Annotated in this window: 17 protein-coding genes and 3 pseudogenes; 3 read left to right on the plus strand and 17 right to left on the minus strand. The window is 62.8% G+C overall.

Translation table 11 applies throughout. The features are described 5' to 3' along the window. The first annotated feature begins 21 nt into the window (after window positions 1-21). Together BTE28158_RS10565 and BTE28158_RS10570 are read left to right on the plus strand one after the other, a co-directional pair. Window positions 22-375 (plus strand): DOPA 4,5-dioxygenase family protein, encoded by a 354-nt coding sequence (locus BTE28158_RS10565; protein WP_059680239.1) that lies wholly within the window; start codon window positions 22-24, stop codon window positions 373-375. A 118-nt stretch (window positions 376-493) separates the two neighbouring features. Then, entirely contained in the window at window positions 494-925 is a 432-nt protein-coding gene (locus BTE28158_RS10570) for a nuclear transport factor 2 family protein (protein ID WP_151050529.1), read from the plus strand. A 33-nt stretch (window positions 926-958) separates the two neighbouring features. On the opposite strand, the gene trhA is transcribed toward BTE28158_RS10570, so the two are convergent. From trhA to cblR, 5 genes are all read right to left on the minus strand, one after another. Next, entirely contained in the window at window positions 959-1,579 is a 621-nt protein-coding gene (gene trhA / locus BTE28158_RS10575; protein WP_059448906.1) for a PAQR family membrane homeostasis protein TrhA, read from the minus strand. A 249-nt stretch (window positions 1,580-1,828) separates the two neighbouring features. Next, entirely contained in the window at window positions 1,829-2,035 is a 207-nt protein-coding gene (locus BTE28158_RS10580) for a YbdD/YjiX family protein (protein WP_151050531.1), read from the minus strand. 12 nt (window positions 2,036-2,047) lie between these two features. Then, a complete protein-coding gene (locus BTE28158_RS10585; protein WP_151050533.1) occupies window positions 2,048-4,126 on the minus strand; it encodes a carbon starvation CstA family protein in 2,079 nt (692 codons plus the stop codon). 282 nt (window positions 4,127-4,408) lie between these two features. Then, window positions 4,409-4,837, minus strand: coding sequence for a PRC-barrel domain-containing protein (locus BTE28158_RS10590; protein ID WP_059598897.1), 429 nt, complete (start codon window positions 4,835-4,837; stop codon window positions 4,409-4,411). Between the two features lie 292 nt (window positions 4,838-5,129). After that, window positions 5,130-5,885 carry a cable pilus system response regulator transcription factor CblR gene (cblR, locus tag BTE28158_RS10595; RefSeq protein WP_311767583.1) on the minus strand — a complete coding sequence of 252 codons (756 nt, stop codon included), beginning with the start codon at window positions 5,883-5,885 and terminating at the stop codon, window positions 5,130-5,132. A gap of 319 nt (window positions 5,886-6,204) precedes the next feature. Between cblR and BTE28158_RS10600 the strand changes: the two genes are divergently transcribed. After that, complete coding sequence (locus tag BTE28158_RS10600; protein WP_275404640.1) at window positions 6,205-6,855, plus strand: transporter substrate-binding domain-containing protein; 651 nt, start codon at window positions 6,205-6,207, stop codon at window positions 6,853-6,855. A gap of 177 nt (window positions 6,856-7,032) precedes the next feature. On the opposite strand, the gene BTE28158_RS10605 is transcribed toward BTE28158_RS10600, so the two are convergent. The 12 genes and pseudogenes from BTE28158_RS10605 to BTE28158_RS10655 all read right to left on the minus strand — a co-directional run. Continuing rightward, on the minus strand, window positions 7,033-9,411 hold the full coding sequence (locus BTE28158_RS10605; protein ID WP_151050535.1) for an ATP-binding protein: 2,379 nt from the start codon (window positions 9,409-9,411) through the stop codon (window positions 7,033-7,035). A 493-nt stretch (window positions 9,412-9,904) separates the two neighbouring features. Next, a complete protein-coding gene (locus BTE28158_RS10610) occupies window positions 9,905-11,035 on the minus strand; it encodes a 3-deoxy-7-phosphoheptulonate synthase (RefSeq protein WP_059528867.1) in 1,131 nt (376 codons plus the stop codon). A gap of 165 nt (window positions 11,036-11,200) precedes the next feature. Continuing rightward, window positions 11,201-12,070, minus strand: a pseudogene (locus BTE28158_RS10615) (lipase family protein); the annotation flags it as partial. Beyond that, complete coding sequence (locus BTE28158_RS32915; protein ID WP_346265431.1) at window positions 12,049-12,315, minus strand: DUF6531 domain-containing protein; 267 nt, start codon at window positions 12,313-12,315, stop codon at window positions 12,049-12,051. The gene BTE28158_RS32915 and the pseudogene BTE28158_RS10615, both read right to left, overlap by 22 nt. Continuing rightward, window positions 12,203-12,721 carry a hypothetical protein gene (locus tag BTE28158_RS10620; RefSeq protein ID WP_151050539.1) on the minus strand — a complete coding sequence of 173 codons (519 nt, stop codon included), beginning with the start codon at window positions 12,719-12,721 and terminating at the stop codon, window positions 12,203-12,205. The genes BTE28158_RS32915 and BTE28158_RS10620 overlap by 113 nt, the downstream gene beginning before the upstream one ends. A gap of 26 nt (window positions 12,722-12,747) precedes the next feature. Further along, complete coding sequence (locus BTE28158_RS32780) at window positions 12,748-13,002, minus strand: RHS domain-containing protein (RefSeq protein ID WP_082729012.1); 255 nt, start codon at window positions 13,000-13,002, stop codon at window positions 12,748-12,750. A 47-nt stretch (window positions 13,003-13,049) separates the two neighbouring features. Continuing rightward, on the minus strand, window positions 13,050-13,445 hold the full coding sequence (locus BTE28158_RS10630; RefSeq protein WP_239007230.1) for an immunity 50 family protein: 396 nt from the start codon (window positions 13,443-13,445) through the stop codon (window positions 13,050-13,052). Beyond that, window positions 13,442-13,948: pseudogene (locus BTE28158_RS33080) on the minus strand (HNH/endonuclease VII fold putative polymorphic toxin); the annotation flags it as partial. The pseudogene BTE28158_RS33080 and the gene BTE28158_RS10630, both read right to left, overlap by 4 nt. Window positions 13,949-13,992: 44 nt before the next feature. Then, window positions 13,993-14,421, minus strand: a complete 429-nt coding sequence (locus BTE28158_RS10640) for a hypothetical protein (protein WP_151050541.1) — start codon at window positions 14,419-14,421, stop codon at window positions 13,993-13,995. A 340-nt stretch (window positions 14,422-14,761) separates the two neighbouring features. Then, window positions 14,762-15,086: pseudogene (locus BTE28158_RS32445) on the minus strand (RHS repeat-associated core domain-containing protein); the annotation flags it as partial. 31 nt (window positions 15,087-15,117) lie between these two features. Continuing rightward, entirely contained in the window at window positions 15,118-15,513 is a 396-nt protein-coding gene (locus BTE28158_RS10650) for a hypothetical protein (RefSeq protein ID WP_124625581.1), read from the minus strand. Further along, window positions 15,510-17,283: RHS repeat-associated core domain-containing protein (locus BTE28158_RS10655; protein ID WP_174919851.1), on the minus strand; the 1,774-nt coding region annotated here is incomplete at its 5' end. The genes BTE28158_RS10650 and BTE28158_RS10655, both read right to left, overlap by 4 nt.

A 17,283-nucleotide genomic window follows, 5' to 3' on the forward strand; every position in this document is an offset into this window, starting at 1 on the left:
ATTCTTCTCTCGAGTTCCACCATGGCTGCCATCGACACCACCGCCATCGACAGTTGGCACGCACACGTCTACTTCGACGCCGCGAGCCGCGACGCAGCGTGGGCGTTCCGCCTCGTCGTCGAAGAACGATTCGGCGCGATCATCGAGCTCGGCCGCTTTCACGAGCGTCTCGTCGGCCCGCATCCGGCCTGGTCCTACCAGATCGCGTTCGACGCCGCGCAGTTCGACACCATCGTGCCGTGGCTCGTGCTGAATCACGGTGCGCTCGACGTCTTCCTGCATCCGAATACCGGCGACGATCTGCGCGACCACCGCGACAGCGCGGTGTGGATCGGCAAGTCACATGACCTGAATCTCGGCGCGCTGGCCGGCTGACGGGCGGCACGCGGTCGCGTCCGGCATACGCGACATCCACGTTTCGGCCTGGGCTGAAACGTCCGGCGGCACGGCGTCGATACAGTGGTTCCGTTACCCACGTTTGCCGGAAGCCGCCATGACACAAGCCGACACCGATGCGCAACGCGTCCATCAAGACTGGCACGTCGCCGTCGTCGCGCGCGACCTCGACGCACTGATGTCGCTGTACGCGGACGACGCGATACTCGAAACGCCGCTGATCGTCGTCACGCTGCCCGATCACGGCTCCGGCGTGCTGCACGGCAAGGCCGCGATCGGCGCGTTCTTCGCGGCGGGCCTGCGCAATCCCGGGAACAAGCTCGGACGCTGGTATCGAACCGGGCTGTTCTTCTCGAACGGCCGGCAACTCACGTGGGAATATCCGCGCGAAACGCCGGAAGGCGATCAGGTCGATCTCGTCGAGGTGATGGATCTGCGCGACGGGCTGATCGCGCATCACCGCGTCTACTGGGGGTGGGTCGGGTTCATGGCGCTGCGCGGCGCGGCACAGGCGGCCGGGCACGCATGACACGCGCCGTGCCGCCCGCGTTCACGCTCACGCTCACGCGACATACATCGCCACGCTGACGAACTGGCACAGGCTGCCGGCCAGCACGAAAAGATGCCAGATACCGTGCCCGTGGCGGATGCGCTCGTCGTTGATGAAGAAGTAGATCCCCGCGCTGTAGATGACGCCGCCGGCAACGAGCCATGCGGCACCCACCGGCGGCAGCGCGTGAATCAGCGGGCGGATCGCGACGAGCGCGAGCCAGCCCATCAGCACGTACAGCACCATCGACACGATGCGCGTACGCCGTCCGAGCGTGAGTTCCTGCGCGATCCCGAATGCGGCGAGCCCCCAGCTGACACCGAACAGCGACCAGCCCCACGGGCCGCGCAGCGTGACGAGCGTGAACGGAGTGTAGCTGCCCGCAATCAGCAAATAGATGGCCGAATGGTCGCACTTCTGCAGGATCGCCTTCAGGCGCGGGTTGCGCACGCTGTGATACGCCGTCGAAATCCCGTAGAGCAGGATCAGCATCGCACCGTACACGCTGAAGCTCACGATCTTGTAGGGATCGCGGTCGAGCGCGCCCATCGTCACCAGCGCGACCAGCCCTGCCACCGACAGCACCGCGCCGACGAGATGGGAAATGCTGTTGAAACGCTCACCGACATGCACGACGGGTTCTCCTGCGCGGATTCTTCGGGGAAAAAATGATGCCTCATATGATACCGGCGCCCGGACTTTGCCGCGCTGAACGACGTCAAATGCCGCCGTGACGGGCGCCTCGCGCGTACCACACCGGCCCGCCAAAGAAAAAGCGCCGCGAATGCCTTCGCGGCGCTCCCCGGTCCGTCACCGGTCCGTCACCGGTCCGTCACCGGTCCGTCACCGGACCGCCTCACCGGCCGGCTGCGCCGGCTCAATTCAGCAACACTTCCCTGCCCCCGACCCGTACCGCGCATTCTGGCGCTCGCGGAAAAACTCCTCGTACGTCATCGGCTCGCGGTCCGGATGGGTTTCGCGCATGTGCGCGACATAGGTGTCGTAGTCGGGCAGGCCGACCATCATCCGCAACGCCTGCCCGAGGTAACGCCCCGCACTGCGCAGGTCGCTGCCGAGATCGGTGAACATCGCGGCCTCCCGTTATCGCCCGCTGCCGAGCGCCTGCGCGGCCGGCATCGCTTCGTACGGCGTCTCGCGCACGGTCGGCTTCGACTCGCGACGCGCGCGCTGCACGGCGAGCAGGCCGTACCCCGCGATCGCCACGACGACGAAGATGAACAGGCCGGCCAGCGCCGCATCGATGTAGTCGTTGAAGATGATCCGCTGCATCTGCGCGATCGACTTCGCCGGCGCGAGCACCTTGCCTTCGTCCACCGCGGCCTGCAGCTTCGCCGCGTGCGCGAGGAAGCTGACCTTCGGATTCGAATCGAAGATCTTCTGCCAGCCGGCCGTCAGCGTGCAGATCAAGAGCCATGCGGTCGGCACGATCGTCACCCATGCGTAGCGCTCGCGCTTCATCTTGAACAGCACGACGGTGCCGAGCACCAGCGCGATCGCGGCGAGCATCTGGTTCGAGATCCCGAACAACGGCCACAGCGTGTTGATGCCGCCGAGCGGATCGACCACGCCCTGATACAGGAAATAGCCCCACGCGGCCACGCACAGCGCCGTGGCGACGAGGTTTGCCGGCAGCGACTCGGTGCGCTTGAGCGCCGGGTGGAACGTGCCGAGCAGGTCCTGCAGCATGAAGCGGCCCGCGCGCGTGCCGGCGTCGACGGCCGTCAGGATGAACAGCGCCTCGAACAGGATCGCGAAGTGATACCAGAACGCCATCATCGCTTCGCCGCCGATCACCTGGTGCAGGATGTGCGCCATGCCGACGGCCAGCGTCGGTGCGCCGCCCGCGCGCGCGATGATCGTCGTTTCGCCGACGGCCTTCGCGGTCTGCGTCAGCATGTCGGGCGTCAGCACGAAGCCCCATTGCGTGACCGTGTTCGCGACAGCTTCGGGCGTCGAGCCGAGCACGGCGGCCGGCGCGTTCATCGCGAAGTAGATGCCCGGCTCGATCACGCACGCGGCCACCAGCGCCATGATCGCGACGAACGATTCCATCAGCATCGCGCCGTAACCGATGAAGCGCGCGTTGGTTTCGTTGTCGATCAGCTTCGGCGTCGTGCCCGACGAGATCAGCGCGTGGAAGCCCGACACCGCGCCGCATGCGATCGTGATGAACAGGAACGGGAACAGGTTGCCCGACCACACAGGGCCCGTGCCGTCGACGAACTTCGTCAGCGCGGGCATCTTCAGTTCCGGCGCGACGACCAGGATGCCGATCGCGAGGCCGAGGATCGTGCCGATCTTCAGGAACGTCGACAGGTAGTCGCGCGGCGCGAGCAGCAGCCACACCGGCAGCACCGATGCGACGAAGCCGTAGCCGATCAGGATCCACGTAAGCTGCGTGCCGCTGAACGTGAACCATGCGGCGAGCGCGGGCGAATCGTGCACGGTCTGGCCGAACGCGATCGACGCCATCAGCAGCACGAAGCCGATGATCGACACTTCGCCGATGCGGCCCGGACGGATGTAGCGCGTGTAGACGCCCATGAACAGCGCGATCGGAATCGTCGCGGCGACGGTGAACGTGCCCCACGGCGAATTCGTCAGCGCCTTCACGACGATCAGCGCGAGTACCGCGAGGATGATCACCATGATCAGGAATGCGCCGAACAGCGCGATCACGCCGGGCACCGTGCCGAGCTCCATCTTGACGAGGTCGCCGAGCGAGCGGCCGTCGCGGCGCGTCGAGATGAACAGCACGATGAAGTCCTGCACCGCGCCGGCGAACACGACGCCGGCCAGGATCCACAGCATGCCGGGCGTGTAGCCCATCTGCGCGGCGAGCACCGGTCCGACGAGCGGCCCGGCGCCGGCGATCGCGGCGAAGTGATGGCCGAACAGAACGTACTTGTTGGTCGGCACGTAGTCGAGGCCGTCGTTGTGCCGGACGGCCGGCGTCATCCGCAGCCCGTCGAGCTGCATGACCTTGCTGGCGATGAAACGGCTGTAGAAGCGATATGCGATCAGATATACGCAGACTGCGGCGATCACGATCCAGAGCGCGCTGACGCGTTCGCCGTGCGCAAGTGCGATCGTCCCGAACGCGAACGCGCCGAGCAGCGCGACCGCAATCCAGAGCAGGGTACTGGAAGCCCGATTCATGGCGTCTCCTGGTCTCCAATGTGTTTTTGAGTGGATCCGGCGAGGCGCCGGACCCGCGTGACGTCGATGCGTCGTGCCGCGTCTCGCGGAAGACACGGCGGTGGGCCGTAGTATTCCGCGCGACGGGGGAGGCTTACAAGCGCACAACTACGTATGCGTGGCTACGTAGAATTACGTAGCCGTGGGGCGAGAACTCGGGTTGAGGCCGTGATTGACCGACGCGCGACCGAACACGCCCCTCGGTTGGCCATGCCCGGTGCATTGCGCGCCGGGCCGCATGCATCAGTGCTTGTCGTCGAGCTTCTTCGGCTTCGGCGGCGACGGTACCTTCGCGTACTGGAACGCCGGCGTCGCCTTCAGCGCGGCCTTCGTCGCGCCCGGCAGGTAGATGTTGCCATTGCGCACGTCGAGCGATGCGATCGGCACCGCGACGTCATGCGCCGCGACGCCCAGGAAACCGCCAGCCGACACGATCGCGGCCGACACCGAGCCGTCAGGCGCGACGATCAGGTCGCGCACCGTGCCGACTTTCTGGTTCTGGTCGTTGTACACGGCCTTGCCGAGCACGCTCTTCTTCACGCTCCAGCCTTCGAGCAGCGCCTGCGATTGCTCGACGGTGACGCTGAGTGGCTGGGCGCCCGCGATCTGCGCATGAACGTTGATGCTCGATACGAGAACGGCGGCTGCGACGATTGTCTTGGTGAAAGCCATGCTGATTGCACTCCGGTTAGGTTGTAGTTGGTGCCGGGAGCGAAGCGGCGCAGGTGCGGTGGTGAATCGGTGAGCACCCCGCGCTTCGTCGATGCAGCAGCGGCCGGCCGCGCCACCGCTGCGTGTGCGCGCAACGGGCCCGGACGGGCGCGTCGGGTAACGCAACACGGGTCATGGTAGCGCCAGTCGAGAAGTGCTGCCATCAGGCTGCACTACACAGCGGCGTGCGGAAATGAACGAAGATCAATGTCGGCGTAGAAAATGCCGAGCGAGATTCGGAATCAGACGACGTTCACTGCTTCTCGAGCAGCTTGCGGGACGCGAACAATTCGGCATCGCTGCGGATGCCGAGCTTGCGATACGCCGATTGCTTTTGCGCGCTGATCGTCTTGCGGCTGCGGGAAAATTTCAATGCGATATCGGATACCGACATGCCCGCCAGATAACAGCGCAGCACCTCGTGCTCGCGCGGGCTCAGGCGCAGGTCGGCGGATGATTCCGATTCGGCCGCCGGTGCGTCCTCGCTGACCGCCGGTTTCGGTGCCGCCACACTCTGGACAGGCGTCGCACTCGCCATCACCCTGCCTGCCAATTCGGTGCTGATATACGAGCGTCCCTCTGCGACCACACGGATTGCATGTACCAGTTCGCGAAGATTTTCGCTCTTGCCGAAGAAACCGAGCGCGCCTGCGCGCATGGTCATGTTGACGGTTGCGGGCGTATCGCTGCTCGACGTCATCAGGATCCTGCAATCCGGGAAGCGCGTACTCACCAGCTTGACGAGATTGAGGCCGTCGATTTCGTCTGGGCCCAGCGTGTAGTCGAGCAGCACGACGTCCGCGTGATTCGACTCGAGCCAGCTGATCAGGTCGCGCGACCTCGCAAAGCTCGCCGCCACTTCGATGCCGGTCCTCTCCGTCAAATAACTGGCGATCCCGTGCTGAACGACGGCATGGTCGTCCAGGATCACGACGCGGATCGGTTGGAGCTCTGGTCTCATTGCTACCCCTTTTCTTTCTGGCGATACGGCCATCAACGGTTGGCGCATTCTTGCCATCGCAAACCGGAGCGGATTATTCGAATTAGCTTACCGGCTTTCTGGATAATTTTTAACCCCGCCAGCTAAACAGCCTATGTGCGAGCAGTCGTGGCGGGCACCATCCAATCTGATTCGGCATTCGCGGTAGCGACAGCATGGGGAACGGCCCGCGCGCCCCGTCTCCGCCGCCAGAACGGCGTATGGCGCCGGGCGCTGGCCCGACCCGCAACGAATCGCCTAGACCTTGGCGCTCGCGTCGTCGAAAGGCACTGTTGACGCCGTTGCTCTCGTCCGCACCGCGTTGCGTCGACGCAACAGACCATCTGTGATGACGCCCTCGCTCTGCGCATTTCTAACGCCACTGCATCGCCTGATACAGATCATCCCACGTGCAAAGTTGACGCCTGAGGAGAAAGCATGTATCGCCGCGCATCCGGTCGTGCACACCTATGCCGACACACATTGGCGTCCGTTCGAATTTCGCAAACGCGGGAAGGTCGTTGGCGTCGTGCCGTCATGTCTCGATGCGATTTCGCGAATCAGCGGACTGCGCTTCGAGTATGTCGACAACGTATCATGGGCCAATTCATACCAGGCTCTCATGTCGGCGAAGAGCGACATGGCGCCGGGCGCGTCAAGAAGCGCCGACATCTCGCAATACCGCAGCGGCACCATTTGCCAGCCTGCCGTACTTCGTCGGCACATTGGTGGTGGCCACACCGGAGCGCTTGAATCCCTTTCCAGCCACGGGATCCGCACGCTGATCGTACGATCCGGTCGTCGCTCGAGCTTGCTACAGCGCTCGCAACTGGCACCGAAACAGGCTGGCCGTGCGGATGCGGCGGTTGCTGCTTCGGAATCGCTGCTGATGCTGCTCGACGACGTCCTCGAATATTCACGTCTCGAGTCTCGAAACGTGACGCTCGCGCCCGAGTCTGACGGCACATCCACGCATGGACGTAGCGCAGCGCCGACATAGTGCGCTGGCGCGTCGACGAGAAAAACCTGAGCCTGGCGCTCCAACTCGCGTGCCAGACCGAGCTGTGCGTGCTGATCGATCCGGTGCGCACGCGGCAGATCGCGCGGAACCTGCTTGTCAACGCCATCGAGTCCACGTCGGCCAGCTCGCCGCCGCGCAAACGGCAGTGGGCTGGGTCTATTGATCTGTCGCGAACGGGTCGACTTGATGAACGCCGTGGAGTTCGCGAAGCCGCGTTTCGGCTTGCAACGCGACATCGGCGATATCGCCCAGTTTGGTCAGATGCGATGCCCCCGCAATCCGGTGCGCGGCCCGTGCGGCTGCGGCGAAATCGCGCGATAGCAATCCGTTGACAAGGGCATCGAGATCCTTCGCCACTTCGCGGTCATAGACCGCGCTGAGATCGGCGGCATGCGGCGCCGCCGGTTTCGTCTCGGCATACGCTGGGCACCACATTGCGATCAACTCCCGCAACGTTTCGAGCCGCAGCGGCTTGCCCAGCACGCCGTCCATGCCGCTGTCGAAGCAGCGCTCGCGATGCGCGTCGCCGGACACCGCCGAAATCGCGATGATCGGAACATGTCTGGCTTCGCGTGCCGACTCATCCTGACGGATCATCTTCGCGAGCGCATAACCGTCGAAGTCCGGCAGATCGCCATCGAGCAGCACGAGGTCGACACGGCCGTGCGCCAGTTGACGCAGCGCGTCCTCGCCGGTGCCGGCGACGATGCCGACGCAGCCGAGCTCGTCGCATTGCTGCTGCAGCGCCAACTGCACGGTTTCGTGATCGTCGACAATCAGGATGCGCGGCGAGTCGGGATGAGCGTGTCCAGGCTGTGCGTCGACCGGCAGGGGCATCGATGCGGCAGGCCGCACCGGCAACGGCTCGTCCACTGCCGTGACGGGCAATCGCACCGTCATCGTCGTTTCGACGTGCGGCAGGCTTTGGACGGTGATCGTGCCATGCATCAATGCGACCAGTTCACGGCAGATCGCGAGGCCAAGCCCGCTGCCGTTGACATCCTGGTGAAGCGAGGCAGGCCCCTGCCAGTATGCGTCGAAGATGTGTTCGAGCCGCTCGGGCGCAATGCCGATGCCGGTATCGCGCACTTCGAGGGTCAGCGTGCCATTTTGCCCGTGGCGGCTCGACACATACTCGACGCGCAGCGTCACCGAGCCTGCGGATGTGAACTTGATTGCGTTGACGAGCAGATTCAGCACGATCTGGCGCACACGGACCGGATCGATTACAACACGCACCGCCGGCGGACAAGCAAAGTCGAGCACCAGCTCCACCATCTTCTCGTCGGCGCGCCAGCGCACCATGTCGACCGTATGTCGCGCCCACGACTCAAGCTCGACTGCCTGCGTGACAAGCTGGACCTTGCGCGATTCGAGACGAGAATATTCGAGGATATCGTCGAGCAGCGTCAGAAGCGTCTCGGATGCCGAAATCGCCGCGTCCGCGCGATTCGCCTGTTGCTCGGTCAACCGCGAGCGCTGCAGCAATTCCAGTGACGACAGGATCGTGTGCATCGGCGTGCGGATTTCGTGACTGACGAACGCGAGAAACGTCGCCTTGTCGCGCTCGCTGCGGATCGCGGCCAGGCGCGACTTCCACGACAGGAATGCGAGCATCGCGAACGCCAGCAGCGCGGCGACAATCGCGACCACCTGGGGCGCCCGGTAATGCAGGATCGAACGGATCGTCGGCTTGCCGTAATCGGCCATCTCGACCCAGTCGCGGGTGAGCTCCGCCGTCTTGCTCACGGGAATGGCTGCGAGAGACTTGTCGATGATCGATGCGAGGATCGGCAGGTCTGCCCGCGTGAGCATCGCCAGCGATACGGGGCGGTCTGCAAGCATCCCCGACATGTAAAGCTGCCCGGGAAACTGCCGCTGCACGATCGGCAGAACCGTGACGTCGACGCCGAGCGCGGCATCGGCCTCGCCGTTGGCAACCGCGGCGAGCGCGAGTTCCTCGGTGTCGAACGTAAGCACGTCGAGCATCACGCCGCTGTTGCGCGTGAAATACTCGACCGCGCCTCGCCCCTTGATCGCGACGCGCCGGCCTTCGAGCCGCTTCAGGTTGAAGATCATCGCGGAGTCGTTGCGCGTGACGGCGGTCAGCCGCCCGACCAGGTAGGGCGCACTGACGAGCGCACCGGTGCCGGCGCGGTCCGGCACCAGTTCGCGCCACACGCCCGGCAGCAGATCGACCTTGTGCGCCGCAAGCGCAGCGTACGCGTGACCCCATTCCGTGCCCGGCACTGTCTCGAACGTCAGCCCGGTCATTTTCGAGATTGCGTTCAGGTACCCCGCGACAAGGCCGGCATGGTTGCCGTTGCGCATGTATTCGATCGGATGCCAGTTCGCCTCGACTGCGATATTGACAACCGGGTGCGCGCGCATCCACTGCAGCTCCTCGTCAGTGAAAGTGGGCTTCCAGCAGGCGGTCGCGCCGTTCGCAGGGAGCGACGAGGCAACGAGCAAAAGGAACATTGCGCGCAGGAGCAGGCGCGGTGCGGTGCGATACGCGATAGGACGTCCTTCCATGTACGATGGGGCGGCCGGAGCAGGTGCATCGGAGACCATGCACGGCATGCGCCGTCGGTTGAGGTTTGCAGATGTGTCGACTCTATCCGACGATTCGCAAATCAACCGTCCATCCAATCCTATTTCAGACAGATGCCTTAAGAATTGGCCTAAATTTTGCCGGCGGCAATCGGGTTCGTATCAGCAGGATCGCCCACAGCGCGGCCGCACGCGGCACGGCGGCTCGGGCGCACGCGCCTGGCAATTTGCACCGCGCCGGTGAGCGGTCGGCGCAACGGTCACGGCACGACTGGACGTATGTCTCGCCAGCGTCGCCGCGATTCAAGTAGTTCGGATGGATACCGCCGATATGCGACGTGCCGCGGGCCGAACACGCGCGCGAGAGGTTTCCGCGTGGCGCGGCACACGGGAAAAATGAAACAACTTGCTCGGCACCCGTCTTCGTCGATGGGCCAACTATGACGGCGGCGGGCCTCAACCCGCCGCCGTGACCTCACGCATTGCGCGAGTACACGCGCCGATGCCGCACCGCTTCCGCCAGCACGTCCAGCACCGGCTCCGTCTGCGTCCAGCTCAAACATGCATCCGTAATCGACACGCCATACTGCAACGGCACGCCGGGCTTCAGATCCTGACGCCCGGCCTCGAGATGACTCTCCACCATCACGCCGACGATCCGGTGCTCGCCCTGCGACAGTTGCCGCGCAAGATCCTGCGCGACTTCGATCTGCCGCTCATGCGACTTGTTCGAGTTCGCGTGCGAGCAATCGACCATCACCTGCTCGCGCAACCCGCTCTTGCGCAGCACCGCGCAGCTCGCCTCGACGTGCTCCGCATCGTAGTTCGGCCCGTTCTTGCCACCGCGCAGGATCACGTGCGCGTCGTCGTTGCCGCGCGTCTCGAAGATCGCGGCCATGCCCATCTTCGTCATCCCCATGAACGCGTGGCTCGCGCGCGCGGCGACGATCGCGTCCGACGCGACCTGCACGCCGCCGTCGGTGCCGTTCTTGAAGCCGATCGGGCAGCTGAGCCCCGACGCGAGCTGGCGATGACTCTGGCTCTCGGTCGTGCGCGCGCCGATCGCGCCCCACGCGATCAGGTCGGCGATGTACTGCGGGCTCAGCAGGTCGAGGAATTCGGTCGACGCGGGGAGGCCGAGCGCGTTGATGTCGAGCAGCAGTTGCCGCGCCGCGCGCAGCCCTTCGTTGATGCGGAAGCTGCCGTCCAGGCGCGGATCGTTGATGTAGCCCTTCCAGCCGACGGTCGTGCGCGGCTTCTCGAAGTACACGCGCATCGTGATCAGCAGGTCGTCCTTCAGCGCATCGGCGGCGGCCTTCAGGCGACGTGCGTAGTCGAGCGCCTGGTCGTGGTCGTGGATCGAGCACGGGCCGACGACGAGCAGCAGCCGGTCGTCGCGGCCGTGCAGGATGTCGCCGATCGCGCGGCGCGTGTCCTCGACGAGCGTCTGCGTGGCGGCCGGCACCGGCAGTTCATCCTGCAGCAGCGCGGGCGAGATCAGCGGGCGCACGGCGCCGATGCGGACGTCGTCGATGCGCGTGGTGTCCTGCGTCGCGTCGGCGCTGCCCACCTCGCGATCGTGGGAAGGATTGTCGAGGTTCTGCATGGGGATTCTCCGGGGACGTCTGGAATGATGTGCAGGCTCGATTATGGCACTCGCGCGTGGCGGCAGCGAGGCGCGGCGGGGGACGGCGACCGGCGTCAAGGCGCCGGATGAAAAAAGGCGATCCGCGAAGGATCGCACGGCGCTTGATGTCGATGCGCGTGGCGGCTAGTGCAGCGTTTCGGGCGCGAGCGAATTGCTCGGCAACAATGCCGTCAGCGCGCAATTGCTCGGCGCGGCCTTGCCGCCGAAGCGGTCGTACAGCCAGGGCAGCATCCCGGCCACCCAAGGCGCGATCGCGCCAGCATGTTCGAGCGGATATTCGGTGTACACGACCGGTACGCCGCTGGCACAGAATTTCTGCGCCAGCGCGCGTACATCGTACGCGAGCATCACGCCGTCGCCCACCTGGCTGCCGAAGGTGCCGTCGAGCACGCCGGCCGTGCCCTGACCGATATACATCGGAATCGTCGGCGACGCGGCCAGCCCGGCATTCACCTTGTTCGCGTAGGTCACGTACGCCGGAATGCTGTTGATGTCGTTCGCGTATCGCGGCTTGAACAGCGTCGCCCAATGCAGCCCCGTATACTTCGGCAGGATATAGGCGAGCGACTGGTTCTGGATGTCGTTGAACACGGCGACGCCGCTGTCGCTCAGATACGGCGTCAGATCGAAGCCGAAGCCGCGCGACAGCCCGGCGAGCGCAGCCGCCGCGACGCCGCCCCAGACGATGCTGCCGTCGACGTAGCGCAGGTTGTGCGCGGGATCGACCAGCACGCCGCCCTCGGCCGCGCCGACGAGTTGCTTGTTGATGTCCGGCGCATAGCTCGGCGCGAGTTGCGCGGCCCAGTTCGTCGCAATCGCACCGCCGGAATAGCCGATCATCGCGACCTTGCTGGTCGGCGCGAGGCCCGTCGACGGTGTGTTGAGCGCCGCGCGGATCGAATCGAGCGTCGTCATCCCGTATTCGGGGCCGGCGGCGAAGTCCGCCGTCTGGCCTTCCGTATCGGGCACGATCACGTTGTAGCCGAGCAGCAGCCCGATGCATCGTGATACAGGAGTTCATCGCCCTTCGCCTCGAACGCAACGTGATACGGCGTCGTCCAGCGCGGCACGAGCGGCCCCTGCCCGTCATGCGCGCCGAAGTTCGAGCGATATGTGCGCGCCCATTCAACCGGCACGATGCCCGGCAGCACGAAATCCGTGTGAGTGAAGGACTCCTCGCCAAGCGCGAAGCCGATCGAGCCGACGGTGCCTTCGGCCCAATCTCGCAGCCCTTGCACCGCGACGTGCCGGCTTTTGGGCCTTCGCCTCGTCCGCACGCACTTCGACCTCGCCGCCGCCGTGCTTGAGTTTCGCCTGATTGGGGGTGGAGGAACTGACAGTCGCCTGCACGACATGCTTCCTGTGCTCGTAGACCTGCATCGCGCGAATCAGGAGATTGAGCATGTCCATCAGCGTGGCCGGGTCACTACGCGACAGGCTGTGCAGTTTCTCTTTCATGACCGGAATGAAGCCGCGCAGCGTTGTCGCCAACTCGCAAATCTTCTCGCGCGCTTCCTGCGTCGTCAGCAGCGCCGCAGCAGCGTTCAGATGCGCGTTCACGCCGGCCTTGCTCACTTCCTCCATCGCGCCATACAGGTTGACGACCACTTGGAACGGGCTATGCACGAGGGCGCTGACCAACACCTGCGAGGCCTTCCTCCCCGCTGCCTTCAGGTTGGCACGCGGAGCCGTGAACTGGCCCGCGGTAAGCTTACGATGACCTCGTTCGCGTCACCCCACGCACGATAGCGTGCCGACCACGCAATCTCCCCCGCCTCGTCCGTCAATTCCTGCGGCGTACCGATCTGATCGCAATGATAGTACGCGATGCTCGCAAGCACGGCACGTCGCCACCGGCGTCGTTCAACACGGCCGCCCCCTTCGCCTGCGCCAGCGGCGTAACTCAAGCAGGGCAGGCTCATCATTACCGCCGCTTAAATGAACGAAGGGCCGCGGCCCTTCGTTCCATCAATCACGGACTACCAATATTTCCATAAGTAACGCTCTCAATACGAATCCAATCACACGAGAATGTCAATGCAGCTTCGTTCTTACACGAGATCCGTACAAAGACGCCTTCGCCAACATCCTTTAACTCAAACTTGTCGACGACGTTTTCATATCCCCATTGTTCAAACGATAAGCGGCTCACACCGATAAACGATAGCCCAACAAGAACCTCGCCGTAGTCACTGGGCCAGCGTTTTGGCCATGCTTTCGGTTTCTCCCGAGTAACGAACTTAACTGCCACCAGAGGATCATCGCATTTGAAATGAACATCGATAAGCTCAGCACCATCGAATGATGGGAATTTCCCATACAGAGAAACTAAGGCCTGAGGGTTCATAACCCTGTTGTGCACTTTCATTTCTTGTTCCGACAATTAAAGTAGTAGTGGTCATCCATCCCGTCAACGGAACCTGTCCGAGGCCTGTCTTCCGGGCGAACATTATGGTGTGGCGGTTGATCGCCAACACCACCTTCACCGTAATAGTGCCCTGCCGAGTGGTCTTGAATAATGACGTTCTTTCCATTGACTTGGTAGGTCAATTCCCTAGTCATGATCGGCTGCTTGTCGTCGCCAAGGATCCAAGCGCCGCTCGTGTCAATCAATGGAACCATTTTCTGCCTTATCGGCTGTTGCGACATCGAAATACCGAGTTGCCGCCGTATTTCTCTGAGGCTTGCTCGATGTGAGTTACCGCACGGACCGCAAGGGCATCAGGCCAGCCCGAGCGGATCAATCCACCCCGTCAGGTTCGGCGCGTACTGATATACGCTGACGCCACCAGCCAGTCCGATCACGTCTTTCGATATGAAGCGCCCAGACGTGGGATCGTAATACCAGTGCCGGTTGTAGTGCGGCCCCGTCTATAGCTAAGCCGCAACAAGGAAACTCAGCGATCGACACCGTTCTACTCGAGTTTAGATCCATCCCAGCCAGGCGGTACCTTCGGCCGCTCTTTGGCAATTCGCTTCAACGACATACATCCGATCACGTCATAGCTGGCGACATTGATCAAAAGCACAAGCAGATATGCTAGAGATGGGATTGCCATCCAGCTTATACGTTCGGTGTCTTCAAGGCGGTTGACTGCAGCCAAAGCTTTATTGAAGCCGTGAAATTCGCGGCCCTGTGCTTCGAGATTTTTAGACCGCAGCTCAAGCAGCCCAAGCATTCCGGCACGAGAGTATTCGTCCAGATTTCCGTCACGCTGCAGAAATCTGTCCACATCCCCTCGGCTTATGGCTAACGCCAATACGTCCAGAGCCGGCTTGCTAAGATCTTTGCGCTTGACTACCGAAGCGAAGTCGACATGTCTCGATATTTCACGAATTTTCATGGATGCGTCACCTTTGCTCCAGACCTGCAGCCGCGCAGCAAAACCTCACTCTCGCCGTATTCGTCAATCGAATACTCCCACGACCAACTGTCCTTCGGACCCGGAGCACCCGTAGGCAATTCCAATACAACACCACCAGGGCCTTCTCGATTTGCCCACCACTTTGCGATCTCGCGATCGCGAGTCCAAGATGTGAACGGACTGTCTGCAGAACGACCACCGGCGTTATGTTCGTCGGCTGATATGCTACCGCCAGGATTTCCAGGTGTAACGACACCTTTCGTCGCGTCTTCGATAGCTGGGTGCTTTGCGCTCACCCCACGATACAAGCAGTTGCAGCACGTCAAGCCTAATGGATCGACCCATGCGATGGGATTCGGTGCGTACCGATAGCTGTTGAGTCCACCCGCATACCCAATCGGATCCTTGCTAACGAACCGCCCCACCTCCGGATCGTAATACCGATAGCGGTTGTAGTGCAGCCCCGACTCATGGTCATGGTACTGCCCCTGGAAGCGGATGGGATTGGCGATCGGTGCTTTGCCCGATGCCTTCCTGATCGCCTCCTGCGCGACGCCCCACGCGCGGTACTCCGCGCTCCACGCAATCTCGCTGTGCTCGTCCGTCAGTTCCTTCGGCGAGCCGATCTGATCACACTGGTAATAGCCAATCTGCGTAAATGCTATCGGCTAACACCTATCTGCCCTCAAGATTGTATTTAGCAATTCTAGAAACATCCTCATCTTCATCTTGCGCAAGCCTCCTAATTATCGAGATAGGAGTCTTTTTATTTGAGGCGATACCTTGCCGAACCACTACGTCGATATCTTTTGACAGAAGTTCAAATAAATCATCAGACAATTTCCTTTTTACCGCGACAAAGCGACGAACATCAGCCTCATATTGGCAAAGCAACGCCAAGATTTCGAGCTGGACAGTCTTATTGTGAGCAACCCATCTCCTATATTCTGGAAATCTATCGATGACATCTTTCCATACTGCCACGGGAGCCTCATCAGTCGCAGCACGATCATACTCATCTTTGATATCACTATTCCGTAGCGCAACAAATTCCTCAGCGGAGCGAATCATTTTGAATCCTTGCATTTCAACGATTTAAAATCAATATTCTTCCCCGTATCGCTCTTGTGTTTTTTCATGTAATCGCCATAAACATCAGCATCTGCCACCCATACACCATTCTTATCGTATACCTTCCAAGCACTGTCCCCATGCCCTGTTTGATCTTCAGACCACCACATGCCGGCTCCAGGATCTCGGACATACTTAGCATGCCCAACGCCAGGTACGTTGCCCGAACATACCCTGTCGAAATGATTTACTTTCCACTTGCCTCTGCATGGGCAATTGGCGTTTTGGTTTGCCTTTGACGACGTTTGCTTTCTTCCAGCGCCTACCGGTGTTCTCGATAACCCTAACGGGTCGCTCCACTCAATCGGGTTTGGCGCGTATTGATAGACGTTGATCCCGCCGGCGAGCCCGATCGGGTCTTTCGATACGAACCGTCCGCTACTCGGATCATAGTACCGGTGCCGGTTGTAATGTAGCCCCGTCTCATGGTCATGATACTGCCCCTGGAAGCGGATGGGATTGGCGATCAGTGCCTTCCCCGAGGCCTTGCGGATCGCCTCCTGCGCAACGCCCCAAGCACGGTACTCCGCGCTCCACGCAACCTCGCTGTGCTCGTCCGTCAGTTCCTGCGGCGTGCCGAGGTGATCACACTGGTACCACGCCAGGCTATTGATGGCTGGTGCGGGCGGCGGCGGCAACCACAGCGGGTCTTCATCCTGCCGGTAGTAATCGCCGTACTCGGGCTGGTCCAGCAATTCGATGGCTTCCTCGCGCACCGCCTGCGCCACCGGCACGAAGCTGCCTGGCTCGTACACATAGTGCGTGGTGCGGGCGCCGAAGCCGTCCTCGTCGGCAATCTTGCTCTCCCACGCCAGCGTGTCGCCGTCCCAGCCGTACAGCGTGAAGCCGCATTGCAGCGCGCGGTTGCGTTTCACGCGCTCGGCGCGGTTCCAGTGTGGCCCCGCCTCTCTTCTTTCCTCGTAGTGCGCCTGGCTGTGCTTGGACAGGCGCCGCCCAAGCGCGTCGTAGGTGTAGTCGACCTTCAGACGCTCGTCTTCGTAGTGCGTCAGGCGGTCGAACAGGTCCCAGGTGAAGCGACCTTCCTTGCCGTTGTGCCAGCGCTGCGTGAGGTTGCCGCGCGCGTCGTACCGGTAATGGGTGCCGGCGTATTGCTTGAGCAGGTTATCCAGCGCCTTGATGCGCGGCATGCGCTGGCGCTCGGCTTCGCGCTGCTCGGCCGGGTCGATCAGGTTGCTCGCCGGGTCGAAGTCGAAGGTCTCGTGGCCGAGCCGGCTTTGCGCTTCGAGCAGGCGGCCCACCGGGTCGTAGCGGTAGGCGAGCTGGCCGCGCCGCGTGTCGTTGATGTCGGTGAGCTGGCCGCTGGCGTCGTAGCGGTAGCGACGCACCAGCAGGCGGTTGCCGCCCGCAGTTTGCCCGACCGGGCCTTTGGATTCGTGAGCAAGCACCTGCTCGCTGAGCCGCCCCATGGCGTCCCACTGCTGCGTTTGCAGCAGCCGGTTGCCTTGCAGCCGTGCGACTTCGCGGTGCAGGTCGTCGCGTTCGTAGCTGACCAGTTCGCGCTCGTCGAGCTGCAGCGCCAGCAGGTGGCCACTGCCGTAGGTGAGCCAGCTGACACGGTGGCCGTCCGGGCGCACGGTGGCGATGCGCTGGTTCAGCGCATCGTATTCGTGCTGCCACACACCCACCAGCGGCTGGCCCAGGCGGGTGTAGTGCTGGTGCTCACGCACCAGGTTGCCGGCCGGGTCGTGG

The sequence above is a fragment of the Burkholderia diffusa genome (assembly GCF_902499115.1).
GTDB classification, from domain to species: Bacteria; Pseudomonadota; Gammaproteobacteria; order Burkholderiales; family Burkholderiaceae; genus Burkholderia; species Burkholderia diffusa.

Excerpts from the sequence above, each read along its gene's own strand:
- BTE28158_RS32780 (WP_082729012.1), bottom strand. The coding sequence starts at position 13,002 with ATGATGAGCCTGCCCTGCTTGAGTTACGCCGCTGGCGCAGGCGAAGGG.
- BTE28158_RS10650 (WP_124625581.1), bottom strand. The coding sequence starts at position 15,513 with ATGATTCGCTCCGCTGAGGAATTTGTTGCGCTACGGAATAGTGATATC.
- BTE28158_RS10565 (WP_059680239.1), top strand. The coding sequence starts at position 22 with ATGGCTGCCATCGACACCACCGCCATCGACAGTTGGCACGCACACGTC.
- BTE28158_RS10570 (WP_151050529.1), top strand. The coding sequence starts at position 494 with ATGACACAAGCCGACACCGATGCGCAACGCGTCCATCAAGACTGGCAC.
- BTE28158_RS10590 (WP_059598897.1), bottom strand. The coding sequence starts at position 4,837 with ATGGCTTTCACCAAGACAATCGTCGCAGCCGCCGTTCTCGTATCGAGC.
- BTE28158_RS10610 (WP_059528867.1), bottom strand. The coding sequence starts at position 11,035 with ATGCAGAACCTCGACAATCCTTCCCACGATCGCGAGGTGGGCAGCGCC.
- BTE28158_RS10630 (WP_239007230.1), bottom strand. The coding sequence starts at position 13,445 with ATGAAAGTGCACAACAGGGTTATGAACCCTCAGGCCTTAGTTTCTCTG.
- BTE28158_RS10580 (WP_151050531.1), bottom strand. The coding sequence starts at position 2,035 with ATGTTCACCGATCTCGGCAGCGACCTGCGCAGTGCGGGGCGTTACCTC.
- BTE28158_RS10585 (WP_151050533.1), bottom strand. The coding sequence starts at position 4,126 with ATGAATCGGGCTTCCAGTACCCTGCTCTGGATTGCGGTCGCGCTGCTC.
- BTE28158_RS10605 (WP_151050535.1), bottom strand. The coding sequence starts at position 9,411 with ATGGAAGGACGTCCTATCGCGTATCGCACCGCACCGCGCCTGCTCCTG.
- BTE28158_RS10600 (WP_275404640.1), top strand. The coding sequence starts at position 6,205 with ATGACGCCCTCGCTCTGCGCATTTCTAACGCCACTGCATCGCCTGATA.
- cblR (WP_311767583.1), bottom strand. The coding sequence starts at position 5,885 with ATGCGCCAACCGTTGATGGCCGTATCGCCAGAAAGAAAAGGGGTAGCA.
- BTE28158_RS10640 (WP_151050541.1), bottom strand. The coding sequence starts at position 14,421 with ATGAAAATTCGTGAAATATCGAGACATGTCGACTTCGCTTCGGTAGTC.